This is a genomic window from Microbulbifer sp. CAU 1566 (assembly GCF_023156515.1).
GTDB lineage: Bacteria > Pseudomonadota > Gammaproteobacteria > Pseudomonadales > Cellvibrionaceae > Microbulbifer.
This window is the reverse complement of sequence record NZ_JALNMG010000003.1, coordinates 550,793-573,317: the sequence shown is the minus strand read 5'-3', so window position 1 is coordinate 573,317 and position 22,525 is coordinate 550,793. Positions and strand designations below refer to the sequence as shown.

Below are 22,525 nucleotides of genomic sequence, written 5' to 3'. Positions count from 1 at the left end.
ACGATAGGACCAGGCTAACGCCAAAATACTCCAAAGACTTGTCCTTCCGGTCAAATTACCACTATACTCGGCCCCAACTTGTCGGAGTGCCTTTGGGCTGAGATCGCTGTTGCGAGATCCGTTGAACCTGATCGGGGTAACCCCCGCGTAGGGAACAAGATCTGAATTCGCTACTTTTCGTACGCACGTTTGAATCCAGATTTAAATGCATTTTTAAATCTGCGCGTCCGAAACCCGCTCTCCCATCTGCCCCCCGGCATCCACTCACGGATACCATCCACGGAACGTCAGAAATGACGCAAGGGGTCAGCATGTCTCAAGTCGCCGAACCAAAAACCAACACTAATAAAACAAATAAGAAGAGCCGCGCCGAACAGCAGGAAAGTGCCAAAAAATTCCTCGATAACCTCACCGCCCAACAATTCCCCAACTCCCGCAAAGTCTACCTGCAAGGAGAGCATGAAGGCGTCAAGGTCGGCGTTCGCGAAATCTGCCTAGGCCAAAGCCTCGTCGGCGGCGACGAACAAAACCCCGTATTTGAGCCCAATGAACCGTTGCAGGTCTACGACACCGCCGGCCCATACTCCGACCCAGACTACAAACCCAATGTCCGCGAAGGCCTGCCGAAACTGCGCCAACAGTGGATCGAATCTCGCGGCGACACCGAAATACTCGACACCCGCCAGGCCGCCTACAGCCAGAAACGCATGGCCGACCAGGGCCTCGACCATATCCGCTTCGATAACCTGCCCGCACCGCGCAAAGCCAAGCCCGGCAAGAACGTCACCCAGATGCACTACGCGCGCCAGGGCATCATCACCCCGGAAATGGAATTTATCGCCATCCGCGAAAATATGGGCCGCGCGAAAATCGCTGAGGAACTAACGACAACGGACTATCAGAAAGCCCGCGAAGGCATCTATATTCCGCCACAAATCACCCCGGAATTCGTCCGCCGCGAAGTCGCCGAAGGCCGTGCCATTATCCCCGCGAACATCAATCACACAGAACTGGAACCGATGATCATCGGCCGCAACTTCCTGTGTAAAGTGAACTCCAACATCGGCAACTCCGCGATTACCTCCTCTATCGAAGAAGAAGTGGAAAAACTCGTCTGGTCCATCAAATGGGGCGGCGACACCGTAATGGATCTTTCCACCAGCCAAAACATCCACGAAACCCGTGAATGGATCCTGCGCAACTCACCGGTACCCATCGGCACCGTACCGATTTACCAGGCCCTGGAAAAAGTGAACGGTATCGCCGAAGACCTCAACTGGGACGTATTCCGCGATACCCTGATCGAACAGGCAGAGCAGGGCGTCGACTACTTCACCATCCACGCCGGCGTATTGCTGCGCTACGTACCACTGACCGCCAAACGCGCCACCGGCATCGTCTCCCGCGGTGGCTCCATCATGGCCAAATGGTGCCTCGCCCACCACAAAGAAAACTTCCTCTACACCCACTTCGAGGATATTTGTGAAATCCTGAAAGCTTACGATGTCAGCTTTTCACTCGGCGACGGCCTGCGCCCCGGCTGTATCGCCGACGCCAACGACGAAGCCCAGTTTGGTGAACTGCACACCCTCGGCGAACTCACCGAAATCGCCTGGAAACACGACGTCCAAACCATGATCGAAGGCCCCGGCCACGTGCCCATGCACAAGATCAAACAAAACATGGACGAACAGCTGGAGCACTGTCACGGCGCACCTTTCTATACCCTCGGCCCATTGACCACCGACATAGCCCCAGGCTACGACCACATCACCTCCGGCATCGGTGCCGCCATGATCGGCAGCATGGGCTGCGCCATGCTCTGCTACGTAACCCCCAAAGAGCACCTCGGCCTGCCGAATAAAGAAGACGTAAAAGAAGGCCTAATGGCCTACAAAATCGCCGCCCACGCCGCCGACCTCGCCAAAGGCCATCCAAGAGCCTACAAACGCGACGACGCCCTCTCCAAAGCCCGCTTCGAATTCCGCTGGGAAGACCAATTCAACCTCGGCCTCGACCCCGAACGCGCGCGCATGTACCACGATGAAACCCTGCCAAAAGAATCCGGCAAGGTCGCCCACTTCTGCTCCATGTGTGGCCCGAAATTCTGTTCAATGAAAATCACCCAAGACGTACGGGATTACGCAGCGAAGCAGGAAGCAGAGGCCAACAAAGGAATGGAAGAAATGTCGATCAAGTTTAAAGAACTAGGCGCAGAGATCTATCACAAGGGGTAACCCCCAAATTAATAGAAACTGCTTAGTGAAACGAGCAGGTAGTGGTACGGGTAATTGTTTGCCAGACCTTCCGCGAGAGGGACCTCGCGGAAGAGCCCCCATGGATGGGTTCACGGCGTGTCTGGCAAACAATTACCCGTAGCACTGCCGCCCCGAACCTCCCAAATACCTACCCCGGAACCCTAAAGTGGCAGAGCGGAAAATAAATATCGCAGTAGCGGGAGCCGGCCTGATGGGCCGCCTTCTAGCCTGGCGCTTGTCTGAAAAAGGCCACCAAGTAACCCTGTTCGAATCCGGTAGCCTAGAAAAGCCTGCGGGTGCCTGTCACGCCGCCGCCGGCATGATCTCGCCACTCTCCGAACTGTTCCACTGCCCACTCCCCATCTATCAGCTCGGCATGCAAAGCCTGCAATACTGGCCATATTGGGCAAAACAGCTGGAACAGGCGACTGGCACTAAAGTCGATTATCGCGAAAAAGGCAGCATCCTCATCGCCCACCCACAAGACCGCAGCGAACTCCTGCAATTCCAACAGGAGCTCAACGCCAAACTGGGCTCGGATAACCGCGACCAACTGCAATGGCTAGACAACAACGCCCTGCGAGACCTAGAGCCTGAACTCGACCGCTTCGACCAGGGCCTTTACCTGGCATCCGAAGCCGACATCGACAACCGAAAACTACTGCCGGCGCTGCTCAAAGCGCTCAAGCAATACGAAATCGAAATCCGCGAAAACACCCCGGTAGATTGCGGCTCCGAAACAATCCAGACCGAAAACGGCAACGAATACTTCGACCTGGTCATCGACACCCGCGGCCTCGGTGCAAAAAATCAGATCAATGGCCTGCGCGGCGTCCGCGGCGAAGTCATGGTCGTAGAAACCCCGGAAGTGCAATTAAACCGCCCCGTTCGCCTGCTGCACCCCAGATACCAACTCTACGCCGTACCCAGAGCCAACAACCAGACCGTCATCGGTGCCACCGAAATCGAAAGCGAAGACAGGAGCCCCATATCCCTGCGCTCCACCATGGAACTCTCCAGCGCACTCTATTCGATTCACCCCGCATTCGCCGAAGCCCGAGTCATTGAAACCCGCGTTAACTGCCGCCCCGCCACCATGGATAACTTACCGGTAGTGGAAAGCGAGCCGGGTCTTATCCGCATCAACGGCCTTTTCCGCCACGGCTACCTGCTGGCCCCCGCGCTGGTAGCCCAGGCCGAAAGCGAAATTTCCAAATTCATCCAAACGACTGAACAGGTGACCTGATGCAATTACTGGTCAACGGCAAACAACACAATTTTGAAAGTGAAAAATCATTGTCGGAATTGTTGCAACAACTGGGCTACAGCGGCGAGACTTTCGCTGTTGCCTTAAACGGCGACTTCGTGCCCCGTGCCACCTACGAGCAAACATTGCTGAATGCGGGTGATAGCCTGGATATCGTCGCCCCGGTTGTAGGAGGCTGAAAGGAGAGAGCAGATGGCCGATAAACTGAAACTCTACGGCAAAGAATTCGATAGCCGTTTACTGGTAGGCACCGCACTCTACCCGTCACCAGCGATCATGCGCGAATCCGTCGCCGCCTCCGGATCGGAAATCATTACCCTGTCCCTGCGCCGGCAAAGCCCGGCTCAGCAGCAGGGAAAAATGATCTGGGACTATATCCAGGAATCCGGTTGCCAGTTGTTGCCCAACACCGCCGGCTGCAAAACCCCGAAAGAAGTCATCGCCCTGGCGGAAATGAGCCGGGAAATATTCGGCACCGACTGGCTCAAGCTGGAAGTGATCGGCGATGACTACAACTTGCAACCGGATCCTTTCGGACTGATCGAGGCCGCGCGGGAGCTGATAAATCGGGGTTTCAAGGTATTACCTTATTGCACCGACGACCTGGTGGTATGCCGCAAATTGCTGGATGTGGGTTGCCAAGTACTGATGCCCTGGGGTTCCCCCATCGGCACCGGTCGCGGCCTGATGAACAAATACAATTTGCAGACGCTACGCGAGCGGCTGCCGGATACGCCGCTGATTATCGATGCGGGTATCGGTGCACCGTCCCAGGCGTGTGAAGCCATGGAAATGGGCTTCGATGCCGTACTGCTCAACACCGCCATCGCCAAGGCCCAGAACCCGGTGCTGATGGCCGAATCTTTCAAGCTTGCTGTACAGTCCGGCCGCGCCGCACGCAATGCAGGCCTGATGCTCAAGCGCCAGACCGCCAGCCCCAGTACTCCGACACTGGATATGCCGTTCTGGCAGCAGACTCTCAGCGCCGAACGTATCGAGAAAAATGGTGAGGGGGAGAAAGTCGAGGGGGAAAAAGGCGAGGGCGAAAAGATATGAACGATACAGAACACCAGCGCCCAATTGTCTGGACCATCGCAGGCAGTGATTCCGGTGGCGGTGCGGGTATTCAGGCGGACCTGCTCACCATGCACTATCTCGGCGTCCACGGGTGTAGTGCCATCACCGCAAATACCGCCCAGAACACCCTCGGGGTGCCAGCGATCAATGCGGTATCCGATGAAGTGCTGCAATCGCAGCTGGATGCGCTGCTCGCCGATCTCAAACCCGCAGCCATCAAGATCGGCTTGCTTGCAAATGCCGGACAGGTTCGTCTGGTGGCCGAATTCCTGCGCGCGTTGAAACCCCGTGGTGAGACAATCCCGGTGATCTACGACCCGGTCGCTGTCGCTACCAGCGGCGCACAGTTGACCGAAGACAGCACTGGCGCTGCCGTACTGAGCGAGCTGCTGCCCCTGTGCGACCTGATCACACCCAACAGTATTGAGTTGGAATGGCTGGCCGGAACTGGTGCTGACAGCGCAGAAGCCATTCTCAAGGCTGCACACAAGGTGCGAGGCAATCGACACGCGGCTCTGCTGGTGACCGGCGGCCACTTTGAGTTTGAACCGGGTACTACGGCAGACCTGCTGTGCTCAGGGGCCGGTGAGAATGTCAGCAACGACTGGTTGATCGGCAAAAAGATCGACACCCGCAATGCCCACGGCACTGGTTGTACCCTGTCTTCCGCAATCGCGGCGTTATTGGCGCTGGGCTACCCACTGAAAGACGCCTGTGTGGTGGCCAATGCCTATGTGCGCCGCGGACTGCGGTTGGGCAACAGCGATCACATTGGCGCGGGCGCTGGCCCTGTGGGGCACTGTGGCTGGCCCACAGAGTTGCAGGACTTTCCGGAGGTGCTGGTTGCCGGCAGCGAGCGTGCAAAGTCCTTCGGAACGTATAGTGAAACGGCGGCAGCGAATTTTGCCGCCGAATTCGCGCAGCCAGACTCCAATCAGCTAGGACTCTACCCGGTGGTGGAAACCGTGGAGTGGATCGAGAAACTGGCAGCAGAGGGGGTGCGTACCCTGCAACTGCGTATCAAGCACCCGGGCAGCGACCTGAAAGCGCAGATTGAGCAGGCCGTGGCTATCGGCCGCCGCTACGACCTGCGCCTGTTTATCAACGACCACTGGCAGCTCGCCATCGAGTGCGGCGCCTACGGGGTACACCTCGGACAGGAAGACCTGCAAACCGCCGACCTGAAGGCGATCCAGCAGGCGGGACTCAAACTTGGCATCAGTACGCACGGCTTTTTCGAGCTGCTGTACGCCCACCAATATCGTCCCAGCTACCTGGCCATCGGCGCCATCTACGCCACCAATACCAAGGATATGAGCGGCCAGTTGCAGGGTTCGCAAAAGCTTGCCCGAATGGCGGCACTGCTGCCGGATTACCCGCTGGTCGCCATTGGTGGTATCAATCTTGAGCGGGCGCCGGCGGTGGCCGCCAGCGGTGTGGGCAGTATCGCGGTAGTTACTGCCATTACCCGGGCCCCCGACTATCGCGAGGCTGTGGCACAATTGCGAGCAGTCATTGAATAGCCGAAACGTACCGAGAGAAGCCGAGCCGTGTTGAGTCGTAAACAGCTACAGCGTTACAGCCGCCAGATCATGTTGCCGCAGATTGGAGAGGCGGGGCAGGAGAAACTGGGTGCTGCGCGGGTGCTGATTGTCGGCCTCGGTGGTTTGGGTAGCCCGGCGGCACTGTATCTGGCCGCTGCCGGTATTGGCGAACTGCATCTGGTAGACGGCGACAAGGTGGAAATCTCTAACCTGCAGCGCCAGGTGCTCTACAGGACCAATCACCGTGATAAGGACAAGGCTCAGGTGGCGGCACAGCAGCTGACCGCTGCCAATCCGGAGATCCGCATTCACGCCCACTGCCGGATGGCCGACGAAGGTTGGCTCACGGATTTGCTATCCAAGCAGTCATTCGATCTGGTACTGGACTGCACCGACAATCTCAATATCCGCCACACGATCAATCGCGTCTGTCGTACCCAAAAGGTACCAGTAGTAATGGCTTCGGTACGCGGTTTCTCCGGACAGCTGGTGAGCTTTGATTTTCGAGCAGAAGATAGCCCCTGTTACGCCTGCCTGTTCCCACCGGCAGCCGAGCAGAGCGATTTGCCAGAGGCGGAGAACTGTTCCACCGTAGGTGTGATTGGTCCCGCGCTGGGCATGATGGGCAGCGCCCAGGCGCTTGAAGCGATCAAGCTGATCGCGGGCTTGCCGGTGAGCAGTCTGAACAAACTACAGCTGTTCGAGGCTGGAAGCCTCGAGTGGCGAGCCCTGGCCCTGGCTAGTAACAGCACTTGTCCCGTATGCGGATAACCAGTACAACGGGACTTAACGAATAAACAAGTAAATAAAAAGAGGGCGTATCTTGTCTGCACACACTTTTTCCCACGCGGTCGCCGCGTTTGCATTTAGCGCACTGCTTTTCGGCTGCAGCGAAAAATCTTCCGAAGTGACGGCGCCCGAAGCGCCTGCGCAGGATGTCGCCGTTCAGGAAATGACGGATCAGAAAGTGGAGACGCAACCAGTCACTGAAGTGGATGCTGTGCATATTTCACCGAAACTACTGGAGACCTACCAGCAAACCTGTGGCGGTTGTCACGAGAAAGGTCTGGTGGGGGCGCCGGCTACGGGTGATGTCGGAGCCTGGAAGCCGCGCCTGGCCAAAGGCATGGATACTATGGTCAAGCACGCCCGCGACGGCTTCAATGCGATGCCACCGGCCGGGCTCTGCTTCCATTGCTCCGATGAGGACTACGTGGCGCTGATCACCTATATGTCCACCGCCAAGTAGCCTTGTAGGACGCGGCCTGAAGCGCACATCTGCTGCGCCTGCTTGGGAATGACGGAGCAAGTCCGTTATCAGCGGGCTGCAACCTCTACCGCGTTCAGTAACTGCGCATACTGACCGGTGATGACGTTCATATTCCGCAACATGATGTCGGTAGTTCCGGTCACTACGTGAATTTGCCGGGCTTCCGACATTTGCATTTCTCCATCAAAACCACGGCTTGCGTAGCTCAGGTGTCCTTGCGTTTTCAGCAGGTTGCGGGTGATCTCCGGCGTATTCAGGGGGCTTTCCATAAGAAAGCCCAGCATCTGCTCGAACTCAGCCAGGTCTTCGTACAAAAGCCGGGTGCCATCGTTTCCGGCCACGCCCCAGAATTGCGCCACATAATTTTTGGCGATGCGTTGTGACAACATACGCTGACGACCTGAGACGTTTACCAGTTCCGCGCTGCTGTGCTTGGCAAGTGCCTGCAGGCGCATGACGTAAGTGTGGGCAGCGGGAAGCAGGCTATTGCTGAGTTTGAACAGCTCTGCCGCGGTAAATTTATTCACCGGCTGGCGCGCGATCGCAGAAAATGCCTGCCATTCTTTCTGTACCAGAGACAAGGTACTGCGGACTGGCGCTGCCGCTTCGAATGCAGCCAGTTGCTTCAGGTTGCGCTCAAACTCATTCATCGACCGCTCGAATACTTGCTGGTGCTTTTCGGTACCGGGTTGGATTCCCTGCAAAATATAGGACTGGGTAATCCTCTGGGACAGCATTCTCTGGCGTCCGGCGATGTTGATGGCATCTCCCATACTGAAATCTTGCAATTCGCTATTTGCGAGGGCATCGCCCCAGATCAGCAGAAAAATCAGGCAGAAGGCGTATCTCATTTTCACGTTCCTGAATTGAGTGGGTTGGGAAAAGGTGGAGGTTTGTTGGTAATTGCTTACCCGTGAGAACAGACAGGGCAAAGAAAAAACCCCGGCCTTGCGGCCGGGTAAGACTCAACGAGTGTGGTTGGGTTGCTTTGATCTCGGGTTACTTTGATCTCGGGTTACTTTGGTCTGTGCCGGAACACTTTCAGAATTGTGCTTGCGCTGTCAGCCACAGTTTGTCGGTATCAGCGCTAAAGTCATCGGCTGTGTAAGCACTGTATTTCATGCTGAGGTTTACCCCGGCCAATTTTCCGGCCACCAGAAAGCCCGCCTCGCTGCCTAGCTTGTCCATGCCGGATACATCACTGTCGTCGGAGCTCAGCTGGTGGTAGTTGAGCGCGAGTTTTACGCCGGACAGGCTGGTGCCCACCGAAAGGTAGACATCTTCGATTCCGCCAGAGATGTTGCCGGTACCGCCACCCAGGAACTTGTCAGACCAGCCTTGAAATTTGTGCAGGGTTGCCAGTGGAGTGATGAACTGCCCATCGGCGCCGTCTGCACCGAGCAATTCATAGCCCGCAGCCAGCGTAATACCTCCTACCTTGTAGCTACCCTCAGCCAGCAGGTAGTCCGCGTCGTAGCTGGCCGGATTGTTGGCCGCAGCGGATTGCATGGCATATTCCAGGGTGTAACCGAGATTGGCCTGGCTGCCTGCGAAGCGCGCACCATAGGTGTCAGTAGAGAAGGCCGCGGCATCTTCGTTGTCGATCAGGTAGGCGTAACCGCTGAGAGTGCCCGCGGAAAGGCCCGCGTATTTGCCGTTGAGCAGATAGGTATCATTGGTGTGATCACCTACCGGGCTGTCCTCACCAAAAATGCGATTGACGTTACTGACGCGAGCCAGGAACAGCGTGGTATCGGCGAGGCTGGTATTGGTAACGCTGAAGGCATCGTAGGTCTGTTCGTTCTGGCGGAAGCCGACGCCGCCGACGAAACGCTGGTTGTCCAGCAGGATACGCTGGCGTCCGTATTTGAAGGTGGTGGCACCGCTGGCATAAGCGAGGTAGGCCTGGTTGACTTCGGTACCTTCCGGGTCACTGACGCCGCCCTCAAATTCGGTGATGTGGGTAACATCGTCCATTTCGATCAGGGTGCTGAGGCCTTCGTAGGCCGCAGAGGTGAAGGTCAGACGGGTCTGCAGGCTGGTGAGATCCACGTCGCTGCCATCTACGTCGACAAATTCAGAGCGGGCACGGAAGCCGAGGGTTACATCACCCTGCGACAACGCATCGGCAATGCTGGTGACTTCCGGCGCTTGCTGCTCGGCCATTTCCTGTGCGAAGGCCGGTGCCACAGCCATGGCGCCAACGGCGAGGCACAGCAGGTTTTTGCGAAGTGAAGACTGGGAAAATTGTTTCTGGTTTTTCATAAGGTTTTCCTGTTAAGGAGATTAAAAACAAGTTAATAATTTTCCCCTTTTGCCCGAAATACGCGATTTCCGGCAAAGGGAGGGCCTGCCGATACGGAAACTGGTATCGGGAGGTAAAACTAAAGAGGTACAGCTAAAATCGAAAAGTAATACGCTAAACGGTCAGGCCGCGTCTTCCACCGCTTCTTTCTGTACGTGGTGTTCCTTAGCTTTTGGGACTGCCGTTTTAGATTTCGCGAATTTTTTCAATGGCACGTCGGGTTTGCTGTGGCGTTCATGCAGGAACTTCAGAACCTTGGCTCGATACTGGTTGTAAAGTGGATCGTCCGCAAGCTCCAGGCGGTGGCGAGGGCGCTCCAGGTCGACATCCAGAATTTCGCCGATAGTGGCTGCAGGGCCGTTGGTCATCATCACGATGCGATCTGACAGCAGTACGGCTTCATCCACGTCGTGGGTGATCATAATGACGGTGTTGTTCAGCTCCGCCTGAATCTCCATCAGGGAGTCCTGCATATGAGCGCGGGTCAGTGCGTCCAGTGCACCGAAGGGTTCATCCATCAGTAGTACTTTGGGTTGCATGGCGAGTGCCCGGGCGATACCCACACGCTGTTTCATGCCACCGGAAATTTCGTCCGGGCGTTTATGCATGGCATGGCTCATGTGTACCAGGTCGAGATTGTGCTCGATCCACTCGCGCATTTCTGCTTTGGATTTACTGCGACCAAAAACCTGTTTGACCGCCAGCTCCACATTTTCATAAGCACTCAGCCAGGGCAGCAGGGAGTGATTCTGGAATACTACCGCACGTTCCGGACCCGGTTCGGTGACTTCCTTGCCGCTCAGGATAACGCCACCGCGGGTGGCCTGATAGAGGCCGGCAACTACATTCAGCACGGTGGATTTACCACAGCCGGAGTGGCCGATCAGTGAGACAAATTCGCCCTGGGCAATTTTCAGGTCCACGTCCCGCAGGGCGGTAAACGGGCCCTTTGGGGTTGGGAATTCCATATCGATATGGCTGATGTCGAGAAGTACGCTCATTGGTTCTTTCTCCGTATCTTGTTCCGTTTCTTTGCTTGTTGCTTTGTTTGTTTCTTTCCGTGTGCCTTATTGGTTTGCCGATTTATCCCAGGAAACCAGTTTCTGTAGGGCGAGCATGCCGCGATCGAGCAGGAAGCCGATAAGGCCGATCACCAGTACGGCGGCCATAATGCGGGCCAGAGAGTCGGAACTGCCATTCTGGAACTCATCCCACACGAATTTTCCGAGTCCGGGGTTTTGCGCCAGCATCTCTGCGGCAATCAGTACCATCCAGGCCACACCCAGAGACAGGCGCATGCCGGTAAAAATCATCGGTACCGAAGCCGGCAATACGATTTTCTGTACATGGCGCAGGGCCGGCAGGCGCAGTACCTTGCTCACGTTCACCAGGTCCTTGTCGATACCGGCAACACCGACTGCGGTGTTGATTACCATGGGCCACAGGCAACACAGGGTGACGGTGATCAGCGAATTCAAGAACGACTTGGCAACCACCGGGTCTGGCGAGGTGTAGAGCGCGGAGACCACCATGGTGACCAGGGGCAACCAGGCCAGCGGTGACACCGGCTTGAATATCTGGATGATCGGGTTGATCGCATTGTTCAGGGTTTTACTGAGGCCGATAGCGATACCCAGGGGAATGGCAATGGCTACCGCCAGCAGGAAGCCACTCATCACGGTCACCAGGCTGGTCACGATCTGGTCGAGGAAGGTTTCTTTGCCGGTGTAGGCGCGGATCTTCGGCTCGTAGCTGGGGACTTTTGCCAGGCGCTCCGCATTGCGCTTTTCCTGACGCTCGTAAAACGCCTGTTCCTTCTCCCGTGACCGTTGATGCTCACCGTAGAGGGAATTGAATTGCTCCATCACTGCGGCGGGGCCAGGGAATTTACCCAGGGATGTATCGATATTCTGTGCGGTAATGGACCACAACAACAGGAAAGCGAGGATGCCGGCCAGTGGCAGGGCGACCAGTCGAATTGCGCCGCTGACAAGGGTTCCGTTGAAGACGTCGCTCAGTTGCGGCAGTTTGAAGCGCGGTAATTTTTCGGCATTCACAGTGGTGGTATTCATTCCTGTTACCTCTGCACACGGGTTGAGTATGTTAGACGAGCGTATTGTTTTTTTGTGGAGGCGCTGACCGCGATTCCTGGTCAGCGCCTTGCTCGTATGGGATTAAGGGCTTTGGTTTACAGTTTCTGTCCGGACTTCAGGCCAATGGAAAATTTCTCGATGTAAGCATTGGGTTCCTGGCCGTTGTAAACGATACCGTCGATGAAATGGGTTTGCGGGCTGCGGAAGCCGTCTTCAGTCGCGAAGTCCGGGAATTGCTCAGCCGAGGCCAATTTTTCGTCAATCAGGGATTTGGCGGCCGCGGCATAGATGTCCGGGCGATAAACCTTGGCTGCCAGTTCCTTGTACCACTCGTCCGGCTTGTCTTCGGAGATCTGGCCCCAGCGACGCATCTGGGTGAGGTACCAGATGGCATCGGAGTAGTAGGGGTAGGTGGCGTTGTAGCGGAAGAAGACGTTGAAGTCGGGTACTTCACGCTTGTCGCCTTTTTCATACTCGAAGGTACCGGTCATGCTGTTGGCGATCACGTCGTAGTCGGCGCCCACATAGTTTGACTGGGACAGGATTTTCACCGCTTCCGGGCGGTTCGCGTTGCTGTTCTCATCCAGCCACATGGCGGCGCGGATCAGGGCGCGGGTGATACGCACGGTGGTGTTGGGGTACTTCTCCGAGAATTCTTTGGTGATGCCGAACACTTTTTCCGGGTTGTCTTTCCAGATTTCGTAGTCAGTCACTACCGGAACGCCGATATCTTTAAATACCGCCTGCTGGTTCCAGGGTTCACCGACGCAGTAGCCGTAGATGGTGCCCGCTTCCAGGGTCGCCGGCATCTGCGGCGGCGGGGTTACCGAGAGCAGGGCATCCGCATCGATCTGACCGGAGGTGTCGCCCTTGTGCGGGGCGTAGTAACCGGGGTGTATGCCGCCAGCGGCAAGCCAGTAGCGCAACTCGTAGTTGTGCGTGGATACCGGGAATACCATACCCATATTGAACGGCTTGCCATCGGCCTTGTATTTTTCCACCACCGGTTTCAGAGCATCGGCCTTGATGGGATGGACGGGCTTACCATCCGCCTGTTTCGGAATGTTGGGCTTCATCTGTTCCCAGATGGCATTGGAAACCGTGATGCCGTTGCCGTTCAGGTCCATCGAGAAGGGGGTAATGATGTCCGCTTTGGTGCCGAATCCCATGGTCGCTGCAATTGGCTGACCGGCCAGCATGTGTGCACCGTCGAGGCGACCGTCGATAACGCCGTCCAGCAGCACTTTCCAGTTCGCCTGTGCCTCGATGGTGACGTACAGACCTTCGTCTTCAAAAAAGCCTTTTTCATAGGCAATGGCGATGGGGGCCATATCCGTAAGTTTGATAAAGCCAAACGTCAGCTCTTCTTTTTCTGGGTAACCGAGTTCTTCTGCGGTTGCTGGTGCCATACCGGTAAGAAAACCGATTGAAAGGGTGAGTGATGCGGCAATTGCTTTTATCGGGCCTTTATTGAAAAGCGTGCGTGTGAAGACATTTTTCCTGGTCATGATGTTAATTCTCCAAGTTTTCAGATGTGTATAAAAAATTCGGACGAAAAAAAAGGCGCTCACCGGTCGCTTGCCATTCGGGGCAAGATCGGTGAGCGCCTCTGCTCAAGGGCAAACGCCTGGGCGTTGCCTAACTGTTTTTATCTGGGCTTTGCAAAATGGAGCGGCCCAGTTGGTCAACGGAAATGAGGTGCCGGTGTCAGCGGGTCACTTCTGGGGCGGAACTATTAGTGTGTTTTCCTGCGTGTTTTCTTTCCGCGTTTAGCAGCTGCATTGCAGAGTCTGTGCCAACTTTTTCTAGTTCGACTGCAGATAGGCGATTGATGGAGGGTTGGTGGCGGGGGTTGTTGGTTCGCCGGAGTAGCCGTGAGTTGCCTATAAGTCTTTGTAACATATGTGAATTTCTTCACGGCTCAGGAAGCGCTCATCGAGATTGCTGGCGCTCGTTGGAGGGAGATACGTTATTTTTCTGCGTGTTGAATAGTGTGCCAGTTGTGTTCGACAAGAGAAGTGTGTTGCTGATAACCGCTGGCTATTTCAGTGCAGGAGTCTCATGAAACGGAAAAATTGGTGCGGGTGTGAACACTCGTGGGGGACATTCATGGTGCATTGATAGTGCACTGATAGTGCAGTGATGGGGCTGAAATAGTGCACGGCCAAAATGTGCGGAACAAAAAAAGGCCGGACGCAAGCGCCCGGCCTTAACCGAAAATCGGTTACGAAAGTTGATCAGAAGCTGTAGTTCAGCGATGCGCCGACCAGCCAGGCTTCGAGGTTGGTGGTGCCACCGTCGAAGTAGGTACCCAAGGCCACGTCGTTGGTCAGTGGCAGTGCCTGGAATTCCTGGATCACCTCATCGTCGCCCCACAGGTAGGCCAGGCCAGCATCCACACTCAATTGATTGTTGAATTTGAAGGTACCGCCAAAAGTAACCCACTGGCGATCCGCGTCAGGAATGGAAAGGGTGCGCCAGGTTACCGGCAATCCAGCGCCACCGCCCAATCCAAAGGATGCCGTTTCTTCGACCGCATCTTGGTAGAGGCCGTTACGAGCTGCGCCATTGTCAAACGCATAGCCCACACGCCAGGTCACCTCATCACAGGGGTAGTACTCCACGCCCAGACTGTAGCGCCAGCCGCTCTTGAAGTTCTCTTCCTTGATGTCCAGCGGGTTGTAGCCGGGGAAGGGCTCGCCGTTAACACGCTGATCCGGGAAGAAGGCCTCCAGGCGCTCAAAGTCATCCCAGTCCGTCCACATGGCGCCCAGTGCTATGCCCCAGTTGTCATTGAAGCGGTGGTAGAAACCAATTTCTGCCGTGTCGGGCAGGTCAAGGGTCAAATTGGCGGGCTCGTTGTCGAACGGCAACCCGGTATTCACGGAGGTCAGGAGGTCGGAATTCACGTCGGCCTCAATTTCGGGGTCCAGCTCCGACTGGTAGGAAATACCAATACGGGTTCGGCCATCAACACTGCGCCACAGCGCACCGATGCTCCAGCCATAGTCCCAGTCGTCGCCATCCGCGTCGAGAATACGCGCGTTGGAGACCGAGGTGCCCAGTAACTGTTCCGCCAGTGGATCCAGTACAAAGTTGTTCGGCACTTTGCTCTTGAGGGTGGCGTCGGCGTAGAGAATGTTGGCCGACACACCCACGCTGAACTGGTTGTTCCAGTCAAAGGCAACGGACGGCGCGATATTGACACTGAGCAATTCGGTTTTGTCGGCGATGTGGGTGACCGGCCAGGAGGATCTAAAATCGGTTTCCAGACCGTAGTCGGTATTCATCGCCAAGCCGAAGGACCAGCAGTCGTCAAAGGGAACCGCCAGGTAGGCGTTGGGTACCCAAGCGCTGCTCGCGTAGTCATTCGCTTCTGCGAAAACGGACGCCGCCAGCTGAGGGCCTGCTGGCGTAAGCAGGTAGTAGTCAGTGAAACCTGCGGCATCGATTTCCGGGTTTACGTAGGTGACACCACCTGAAAGCGAGATGCTGCTGAACAAGGCGGAGCCAGCGGGGTTACGCGCCAGAATTGCGGCGTTGTCACCGATTGTATTTTCAGCGGCAAAGGCTCGGCCGAGGCCGGAGCTGCTGGATTCCTGAAGGGCGAAGCCCGCAGCCAGCGCGCCACTGGAAAAAGTGCCGCCAGCTGCGGTGCAGATTGCTGCGGCCAGTGCGGCCTTGCGCAGAGTTTTGATAGTCATGAGGTCCCACTCTATTGCTGAAATGATGCCTGCGGGTCAAAACTGCGCCCGCTTTAGGCCGAGAATCTTTTCCAGAAACATTTGCTTCTGGCAAACAAATTCCTAGTAGAAGGAGTCTAGCAGTGCGAATTTCACGCACGGGGAGAAAGCGACGACTTTATAAAGACGCAGAGCGGAAAAATCTACGGTTTGACGTAAATTTTTTGGAGAATGTGATTAATTTTTTTAAGTTATTTTTTTACGCTGACGGCATTTCCGTTAATGGATAATTTGGTCAGGGTGATTTGGTAGCTTTTGCCATTATCTTCCTGCTGCATCAGCTTTATTAGAGCGTAGTTCCATTCGGGGGCAAACCAGATGTTGGTGACGCGCTCGGCATCCTGGCCACGGACCCGCTGTACCTTGACGGTATCGATCAAGCCCATTGGCGTTTGCAATGTTTCCTTGCCGGTAATTTCGAATTCGTATTCCCGGATTTTTTTGCCGTCGGCAACCTGGTATTTCAATGGCGTTTTGCCGTTAGCGACATCGATGGCCAACTGCAGTTGATAGCTTATTTTGTCCTGAATATTGGCTGGCGCATTTTCGATGCTATGGGCCTTGTCATACACGTTCACCACACGGCGGGCACCGTCTTCAAAGCTGAGTGCGGTGTGGCGGTCTTTTCCCAGTCCGGATTTTTGATAGTCGTAATGCTGTGGGATCAGGCGCAGGTCTTGTTGCGCAAACCGTGAATACTCTTCGATCTTGGCAAACATGGAGTGTGCGGAAAAATCCAGGCGCCAACTTGAGGGAGATCCGCTCAGGGTGCGTTCAGCGGTGACGCCAAAACCACTGAATTTGGCTTCGTAGGTGGCGGAGAAAGGTGTGAGAACGACGGGCGCTTGAGACGAAGCGGTTTGCTCAGCCTGGGCCAAAGCAGACACGCCGAGGGCAATCGCAATAAAGAAAGAGGAGAAGTGTTTACTGAGAAAAGCGTATCGAGACAAGGTCTCACCTCCGGCCTGAAATTCTAGTTCCATGATTCAGGCCGAAAGTGTAGACGGCCTGTCAGTCGAGGCGTTTACCACCGCGGGGTAGTAGTTCGCCATCCAGTTCCGCGCGGTCGCCGACCATCTGCAGTCGCCCTTCGGCAAACCAGCGGGCAACCAGCGGATACATTTTATGTTCCTGCACCTGAACACGCTGTGCAAGGGTCTCGGCGGTATCGCCGGATTCTACCGGCACGGCGGCCTGTAGAATGGGGGGGCCCCCATCCAGCTCTTCGGTTACAAAATGTACAGTGGCGCCGTGTTCGCTGTCGCCGGCGTCCAGTGCACGCTGGTGGGTGTGCAATCCCTGGTACTTGGGCAACAGCGATGGGTGAATGTTCAACATCCGGCCGCTGTAATGGCGTACGAAGTCCGGGGTGAGGATACGCATAAAGCCGGCGAGGATCACCAGATCCGGCTGATAGGCGTCGATCACCTTGATCATCGCCTGGTCGAAACTGTCGCGGTCACTGAAGTCTTTGTGGCTCAAAACTTCGGTGGCGACGCCGGCATTCTGTGCCCGAACCAGACCGTAAGCGTCGGCTTTGTTGCTGACGACTGCGGCTACGGTGTAGCCGCAGTCGTCGCCGGCATCCAGGAAGGCTTGCAGGTTGCTGCCGCTGCCAGAGATGAGGACAACGGCGCGGCAACCCTTAGCAGCAGAATTGCCAGAGGAGTCGTCGGATTGGGGGTTGTTCGAAGAATTCGTCATGGACGGCTTACAGTCCCGCCAGTTCTACGGCTTCGCCACCGTTGGCGGCTTCGATGCTGCCCACGATGAAGGCGTCTTCGCCCATGTCCTTGAGCGCAGCGACGGCCTTGTCGGCATCCGCCGCGGGCACACAGATCACCATGCCCACACCGCAGTTGAAGGTGCGGTACATTTCGCGGCCCTCGATGTTGCCGGCTTCCTGGAGCCAGCGGAATACCGGGGGCAGTTCCCAGCTCTTGGTGTCGATCACGGCGCGGGCATTGTCCGGCAGTACCCGCGGCAGGTTTTCCAGCAGGCCGCCGCCGGTAATGTGGCTCATGGCGTTGACCTGTACGGTCTTCATCAGGGCCAGCAGGTTCTTCACATAGATGCGGGTCGGGGCCATCAGCGCGTCGGCCAGGGTTTTGCCTTCCATGTCTTTCTGCAGGTCGGCACCGCTGATTTCCAGTACCTTGCGGATCAGCGAGTAGCCGTTGGAGTGGGGGCCAGAGGAAGCCAGGCCAATCAGCTTGTCGCCGGTCTGTACCTTGCTGCCATCGATGATCTCGGATTTTTCGACCACGCCAACGCAGAAGCCGGCCAGGTCGTAATCGTCGCCTTCATACATGCCGGGCATTTCTGCGGTCTCACCGCCCACCAGCGCAGCACCCGCCAGCTCACAGCCCTTGCCGATTCCGCTCACCACGTCCGCGGCGATGTCCACATTGAGCTTGCCGGTGGCGTAGTAGTCGAGGAAGAACAGCGGCTCGGCGCCAGCGACAATCAGGTCGTTTACGCACATGGCAACCAGGTCGATACCGATGGAATCGTGGATGCCCAGGTCCATGGCCAGGCGCAACTTGGTGCCGACGCCGTCGGTACCACTGACCAGTACCGGCTCTTTATAACCGCTGGGCAGCTGGCACAGGGCTCCAAAACCGCCCAATCCGCCCATGACTTCCGGGCGCTGGGTGCGCTTGGCGACATGTTTGATACGCTCAACCAGGGCATTACCTGCATCGATATCGACGCCGGCATCTTTATAACTGAGGGAGGGGCTGGCGGAAGGAGTGTTAGGCTTGGAGTCGCTCATGGTTCAACCTGTTAAGGGCCTGTTTGGCAATTTGGAAGGGCGCGTATTCTAGTGGAAAAATGCCCGATTGTGCGAACTGAAGGCTGGGAGAAACAGCCGACACTGATACAATAGCCGCTAATTGACGTCCGGGGGCCCAACTCCGGCGCTTGAGCGCACCGCGGAATGCTGCCAGAGACCCGCGCAACCCGGTGCAAAAACATAAAGAGGTAAGGGGCAAAGAGCTAATGCCATTGACGATGAATTCCCGCGTGGTGCTCTGTTTCTCGCTGCTACTGGCAGCACTGATGCTGGCGATACCGGCTTCGGCCCGGGTAATGCCGGACCTGTACGAAGTGCGAGAGGCGGTACCGAGCCGCGGCGCCACCGATCGTACAGCGGCGACCAGCCGTGGCCTGGAGCGCGTTTTTATTCGGGTGACCGGCGATCAGCAGATCGCCAGCAATCCCAAGCTGGCCCCAGTTTTGGGGCAGGCCAATAAATATGTACAGGGTTACCGCTACGACAGCGACAACAACCAGCTGTACGTGCACCTGACCTATGACCCCAAGGCGGTCAATGATTTGGTGCACCAGCTGCAGTTGCCGCTATGGCCCAACAACCGCCCCGGCACCCTGGTGTGGATGGCGGTGGACACCCTGCAGGGGGGCCGTGACACCCTGCGCCAGGAAGATTACCCGGAGCTGTTCGGTCTGCTGGACGGCCTGGCGCTGGAGCGCGGCTTGCCTCTTGACTTTCCGGTCATGGATTTGAACGACCAGCGCAACATGCCGCTCGGCAGTCTCTGGGCGCAGGACGAAGGGGCGGCCGAACGCGCTGGTGTGCGCTATCGTCCGGACGCCACCTTGATGGGGCGCCTGTTGCAGACCTCTGGCCAGCGCTGGCAGGCCAATTGGCTGTTGATTCACGGCGGTCGCAGTTACGCGTTTGATGCCAGTGGCGAATCCCTAGAGGAAGTGGCTCTGCGCGGGGTCAATGAAGCGACCAATATGCTGGCCGAGCGCTATGCAGTGCGCACCGGCGATACTGGTGTCGCCAGTGCCGTGTTGGTGGAAATCTCCGGCATTCGCAACTTCGCGGCCTATTCGCAAGCGACCAATTATTTACAGGGGCTGGCCCAGGTGAGCAGTGCGGATGTCCTTGCGGTGAATGGCGACCGTCTAACCCTGTCGCTGACCACCAGCACCCAGCTGGAGTCCCTGCGGGATGTGCTGGCACTGAACCGTAATCTTCAACTGGCAGGTGACGACGGACCGGTGGATCTATCCGGGTACCGCGCACCACTGGGCAGTGCCCAGAACCCGTTGCGCTACAACTGGCACTGATCCGTGAGCGGTAGTAGTCATACCGGTGGCGTTCCACAGCAGCTCTCGCTGGGGGTATCCCTGCGGGACGACGCCACTTTCGCCAATTTCTTTCAGTCACCGGACGCGGTCAACCGTCAGGTGGCCGGCATGCTGCAGGCCTTTGCCAGTGGTGACAATGCCGAGCAGGCCATTTACCTGTGGGGCGAGTCTGGTAGTGGGGTGACCCATTTATTGCAGTCCGTGTGTCAGGTGGCCGAGACTGCCGGGCGCAGTTTTCAGTATCTGCCATTGGCGGATCTGATTGAGGCGGACCCCCAGGTCATTCTCGAGGGGCTCGAATTTCTGGATCTGGTGTGCATCGATGACCTGCACCTGATCGAAGGGCGCGCAAATTGGCAGACCGCCTTGTTCCACCTGTACAACCGTCTGCGGGACAGTGGTCGTCAGCTGTTACTGGGTTCTCGCAAGTCTCCCCGGGGACTGGAACTGGGTCTGGCGGACCTGCAATCTCGTTTGCAGTGGGGCCTGACATTTCAGCTGCATCCCCTGAGCGATACCGACAAACTGGCGGCCTTGCGCCAGCGCAGCCGCCTGCGTGGGTTTGACTTGCCGGAAGATGTCGCTCATTACATCCTGCATAGGGCGCCGCGGGATACCCGTGCACTTTTCGCTTTGCTCGAGCAGCTGGACCGGGCCTCGTTGCAGGCCCAGCGCAAAATCACCATTCCCTTCGTCAAACAGGTTCTGAACATCTAGAACCGTTGATAGTAATTCGGAGACGCGGGCCGCTGGCGGCTCGCGTGATTTCCGGTATATCTCTTCCGCCTTCCTGCCAGTCGTCCTATCTGCCGTCCTACCATTCTTTCTGTCGGTCTTCCTACCGGTTTTCCTGGCATTTACTTCTACACTGTATTCGATAGCGTGAATTTAGCCGCCGGTACCCCCTAATGGTCGCCGGCGCGCTATAGAGGAGTGTTAGATGTCCCCTTTGTTGAAATTCTGTGCTGCCGGCGCCATTTCCGGGTGCCTGGCAATGTCCGCCAGCGCGGAGACTGTGGTCAGTATTCTCAAGCTCGACAGCAATGGTGTCGGCACCATGCTGGGTACCGTCACCATTCGTGAAACGCCCTATGGCCTGGTGTTCGCGCCCGACCTCAAAGGGTTGCCGCGGGGGTTACACGGCTTCCATCTGCACGAAAATGGCAGCTGTGAGTCGGCAATGAAGGAAGGGAAATCGGTTCCGGGGCTGGCCGCGGGCAGCCACTATGACCCCAAAAAGACGGGCAAGCACGGCACGCCCTGGGGCGATGGCCACCTGGGAGACCTGCCGGCGCTCTATGTGGACAACGATGGCAAGGCCTACGAGCCCGTACTGGCCCCCCGCTTGAAGGTCTCTGACCTCAAGGGCCGGGCGCTGATGGTACACGCCGGTGGTGACAACTTTTCCGACCAGCCCAAGCCCCTCGGCGGGGGCGGTGCACGCATTGCCTGTGGCGTAATTCAGTAACGGTCGGCAACGGCGGGGCCCTGTGGCTCACTGATACTCGGTTTGGCTCGAGCGTGCACTGTACTGGCGACTGCCACAGTCGCTGCTGACAGCAGTGCCGTCCATCGGCTGGTAAAGGCCGTCAAAGCAGCGTGGCAAGGGCCACCGGGGTTTGCGGATGTTCAGGCCCTGCTGCGGGCCACACGATTCGGCGGCGCCCGGAATACACCAGTCTGCGGGTACCTCTCGGGGTGCCCGGTTTTGCGTGTGCCGGAACTCTGATACCGCGTGATACACCAAACGCCGCGCCCGGTTCAGGCTACCCAGCGGTTGCCAGTCGCCCACCCCATGCCAGGGGTTCATCGACAGGTTTTCACAGAACTGCCGCTGTGTATCACCGGTGATCGTCTGCGGGGGTATATGGATACGGGCTACGGGAATGAACGGGGATTCGCTTTCTTCCCAGATCACCGTGGCGTCATCCAGTGGCATGTTTCCGGTTTCCACCCTCGGTTGCACCAGAAAATCGAAGCAGGCAGAACCGGACTCCAGTGTGCTTGCCATTTGCCGGGTGAGAAAATCGTCCGCGCTTTTATCGGCGACGCTCGTGTAGCTTGCGCCGGCGCAGGGGCGGCTGGAAAACTTCAGTGCGGTTTCGCCCAGTTGATAGGGCAGCATGGAAAAGTACTGGGCGGCAAAGGGAGTTTCGATTTTGGAAGAGATGGTCTGCTGTGCCCGCAGCATCTCCTTTAAATGCAGTCGCGGTGGCCAGAGGTTGATAAACCAGCCGGTTTTATCCAGCTTGGCCAGGTACTGCATATTCTCGGCGTAATCGTAGATATTCCGATTAAAAAACGCCGGGGTATTGGTCATGATGAAATCCTGGGTGCCGGTGCTACCCAGTTCCGCCGCAATGGGTTGCCCCTGCGCCTCTGCGGCATCGATGCCCAGCACCTTGACCGCCATACCGCGGGCATCCGGCTCTTTGTCCGGCTGGACCAGCATGTCGCCATTGGAAAACCGGATCCAGGCTTTGTAATCCTGTCCCGGCTTGCTGAAAATTCCGTAGCGAAAGCGTTCAGGAATATCCCCGTTTATCTCGAAGGTCGCACGCACACAGCCCGTCGCTTTGGCGTGGGCATCCCGGCGGTACAGGTTGCCGTAGCGTTTGCTGTTTTCGGCATGTGCGATCCGGGATATTTCCCGGGCCGAATGGATGGCGGATTGAATGGCTGCGCGCTCTTCCGCGGAAATTTCCATACCCAGGTCGTCAAAAGGCGCCTGCGGTTGGCCGGTGGCCTGCGCAAGGCTGGCGAAAAACCAGGGCAGTAAACAAGCCGGTGGGAAGTAACCCCGAAGGCGCTTCAGGTTAAATGTACGGTTCAACATGCGCGTATCT

At 57.0% G+C, this 22,525-nt stretch carries 20 protein-coding genes and 1 riboswitch; of the genes, 10 read left to right on the top strand and 10 right to left on the bottom strand.

Translation table 11 applies throughout. The features are described from left to right. The first annotated feature begins 72 nt into the window (after positions 1-72). Positions 73-171: riboswitch (TPP riboswitch) on the top strand. Between the two features lie 140 nt (positions 172-311). The 7 genes from thiC to M0G74_RS10685 all read left to right on the top strand — a co-directional run bounded on the left by thiC (position 312) and on the right by M0G74_RS10685 (position 7,395). Next, positions 312-2,237 carry a phosphomethylpyrimidine synthase ThiC gene (gene thiC, locus M0G74_RS10715; protein WP_248216640.1) on the top strand — a complete coding sequence of 642 codons (1,926 nt, stop codon included), beginning with the start codon at positions 312-314 and terminating at the stop codon, positions 2,235-2,237. Positions 2,238-2,424: 187 nt separating this feature from the next. Further along, entirely contained in the window at positions 2,425-3,504 is a 1,080-nt protein-coding gene (thiO, locus tag M0G74_RS10710) for a glycine oxidase ThiO (protein ID WP_348983708.1), read from the top strand. Then, complete coding sequence (gene thiS, locus M0G74_RS10705; protein ID WP_248216637.1) at positions 3,504-3,704, top strand: sulfur carrier protein ThiS; 201 nt, start codon at positions 3,504-3,506, stop codon at positions 3,702-3,704. Before thiO ends, thiS begins: the two co-directional genes overlap by 1 nt. Positions 3,705-3,717: 13 nt before the next feature. Further along, positions 3,718-4,581 carry a thiazole synthase gene (locus M0G74_RS10700; RefSeq protein ID WP_248216635.1) on the top strand — a complete coding sequence of 288 codons (864 nt, stop codon included), beginning with the start codon at positions 3,718-3,720 and terminating at the stop codon, positions 4,579-4,581. After that, the gene (gene thiE / locus M0G74_RS10695) at positions 4,578-6,125 is read left to right on the top strand and encodes a thiamine phosphate synthase (RefSeq protein ID WP_248216633.1); all 1,548 of its coding nucleotides are present in this window, start codon (positions 4,578-4,580) and stop codon (positions 6,123-6,125) included. The genes M0G74_RS10700 and thiE overlap by 4 nt, the downstream gene beginning before the upstream one ends. 27 nt (positions 6,126-6,152) lie before the next feature. Next, on the top strand, positions 6,153-6,917 hold the full coding sequence (locus M0G74_RS10690) for a HesA/MoeB/ThiF family protein (protein WP_248216630.1): 765 nt from the start codon (positions 6,153-6,155) through the stop codon (positions 6,915-6,917). A gap of 52 nt (positions 6,918-6,969) precedes the next feature. Next, a complete protein-coding gene (locus M0G74_RS10685) occupies positions 6,970-7,395 on the top strand; it encodes a c-type cytochrome (RefSeq protein ID WP_236250404.1) in 426 nt (141 codons plus the stop codon). A 68-nt stretch (positions 7,396-7,463) separates the two neighbouring features. Here M0G74_RS10685 and M0G74_RS10680 read toward each other — a convergent pair whose 3' ends face one another. The 9 genes from M0G74_RS10680 to purM all read right to left on the bottom strand — a co-directional run bounded on the left by M0G74_RS10680 (position 7,464) and on the right by purM (position 18,333). Next, entirely contained in the window at positions 7,464-8,267 is an 804-nt protein-coding gene (locus M0G74_RS10680) for a type IV pili methyl-accepting chemotaxis transducer N-terminal domain-containing protein (protein ID WP_248216628.1), read from the bottom strand. Between the two features lie 190 nt (positions 8,268-8,457). Beyond that, on the bottom strand, positions 8,458-9,681 hold the full coding sequence (locus M0G74_RS10675) for an alginate export family protein (protein ID WP_248216625.1): 1,224 nt from the start codon (positions 9,679-9,681) through the stop codon (positions 8,458-8,460). Between the two features lie 162 nt (positions 9,682-9,843). Continuing rightward, on the bottom strand, positions 9,844-10,722 hold the full coding sequence (locus M0G74_RS10670; protein ID WP_248216624.1) for an ABC transporter ATP-binding protein: 879 nt from the start codon (positions 10,720-10,722) through the stop codon (positions 9,844-9,846). A gap of 66 nt (positions 10,723-10,788) precedes the next feature. Beyond that, a complete protein-coding gene (locus M0G74_RS10665; protein WP_248216622.1) occupies positions 10,789-11,793 on the bottom strand; it encodes an ABC transporter permease in 1,005 nt (334 codons plus the stop codon). Between the two features lie 116 nt (positions 11,794-11,909). Further along, positions 11,910-13,223, bottom strand: coding sequence for a CmpA/NrtA family ABC transporter substrate-binding protein (locus M0G74_RS10660; RefSeq protein WP_248216722.1), 1,314 nt, complete (start codon positions 13,221-13,223; stop codon positions 11,910-11,912). An 828-nt stretch (positions 13,224-14,051) separates the two neighbouring features. Next, positions 14,052-15,518 (bottom strand): outer membrane protein transport protein, encoded by a 1,467-nt coding sequence (locus M0G74_RS10655; RefSeq protein ID WP_248216619.1) that lies wholly within the window; start codon positions 15,516-15,518, stop codon positions 14,052-14,054. Positions 15,519-15,748: 230 nt separating this feature from the next. Next, a complete protein-coding gene (locus M0G74_RS10650; RefSeq protein WP_248216618.1) occupies positions 15,749-16,507 on the bottom strand; it encodes a DUF3108 domain-containing protein in 759 nt (252 codons plus the stop codon). Between the two features lie 61 nt (positions 16,508-16,568). Beyond that, complete coding sequence (purN, locus tag M0G74_RS10645; RefSeq protein WP_248216617.1) at positions 16,569-17,261, bottom strand: phosphoribosylglycinamide formyltransferase; 693 nt, start codon at positions 17,259-17,261, stop codon at positions 16,569-16,571. Positions 17,262-17,268: 7 nt separating this feature from the next. Next, positions 17,269-18,333, bottom strand: a complete 1,065-nt coding sequence (purM, locus tag M0G74_RS10640; RefSeq protein WP_160154133.1) for a phosphoribosylformylglycinamidine cyclo-ligase — start codon at positions 18,331-18,333, stop codon at positions 17,269-17,271. 239 nt (positions 18,334-18,572) lie between these two features. On the opposite strand from purM, the gene M0G74_RS10635 reads away from it, so the two are divergent. From M0G74_RS10635 to sodC, 3 genes are all read left to right on the top strand, one after another. Continuing rightward, complete coding sequence (locus tag M0G74_RS10635; RefSeq protein ID WP_248216720.1) at positions 18,573-19,658, top strand: DUF2066 domain-containing protein; 1,086 nt, start codon at positions 18,573-18,575, stop codon at positions 19,656-19,658. 3 nt (positions 19,659-19,661) lie between these two features. Beyond that, entirely contained in the window at positions 19,662-20,396 is a 735-nt protein-coding gene (gene hda, locus M0G74_RS10630) for a DnaA regulatory inactivator Hda (protein ID WP_160154132.1), read from the top strand. Positions 20,397-20,619: 223 nt separating this feature from the next. After that, complete coding sequence (sodC, locus tag M0G74_RS10625) at positions 20,620-21,147, top strand: superoxide dismutase [Cu-Zn] SodC (RefSeq protein WP_248216616.1); 528 nt, start codon at positions 20,620-20,622, stop codon at positions 21,145-21,147. 27 nt (positions 21,148-21,174) lie between these two features. Here sodC and M0G74_RS10620 read toward each other — a convergent pair whose 3' ends face one another. Next, positions 21,175-22,515: a catalase family protein gene (locus tag M0G74_RS10620; protein WP_248216614.1), complete on the bottom strand. Its 1,341-nt coding sequence runs from the start codon at positions 22,513-22,515 to the stop codon at positions 21,175-21,177. Positions 22,516-22,525 lie beyond the last annotated feature (10 nt).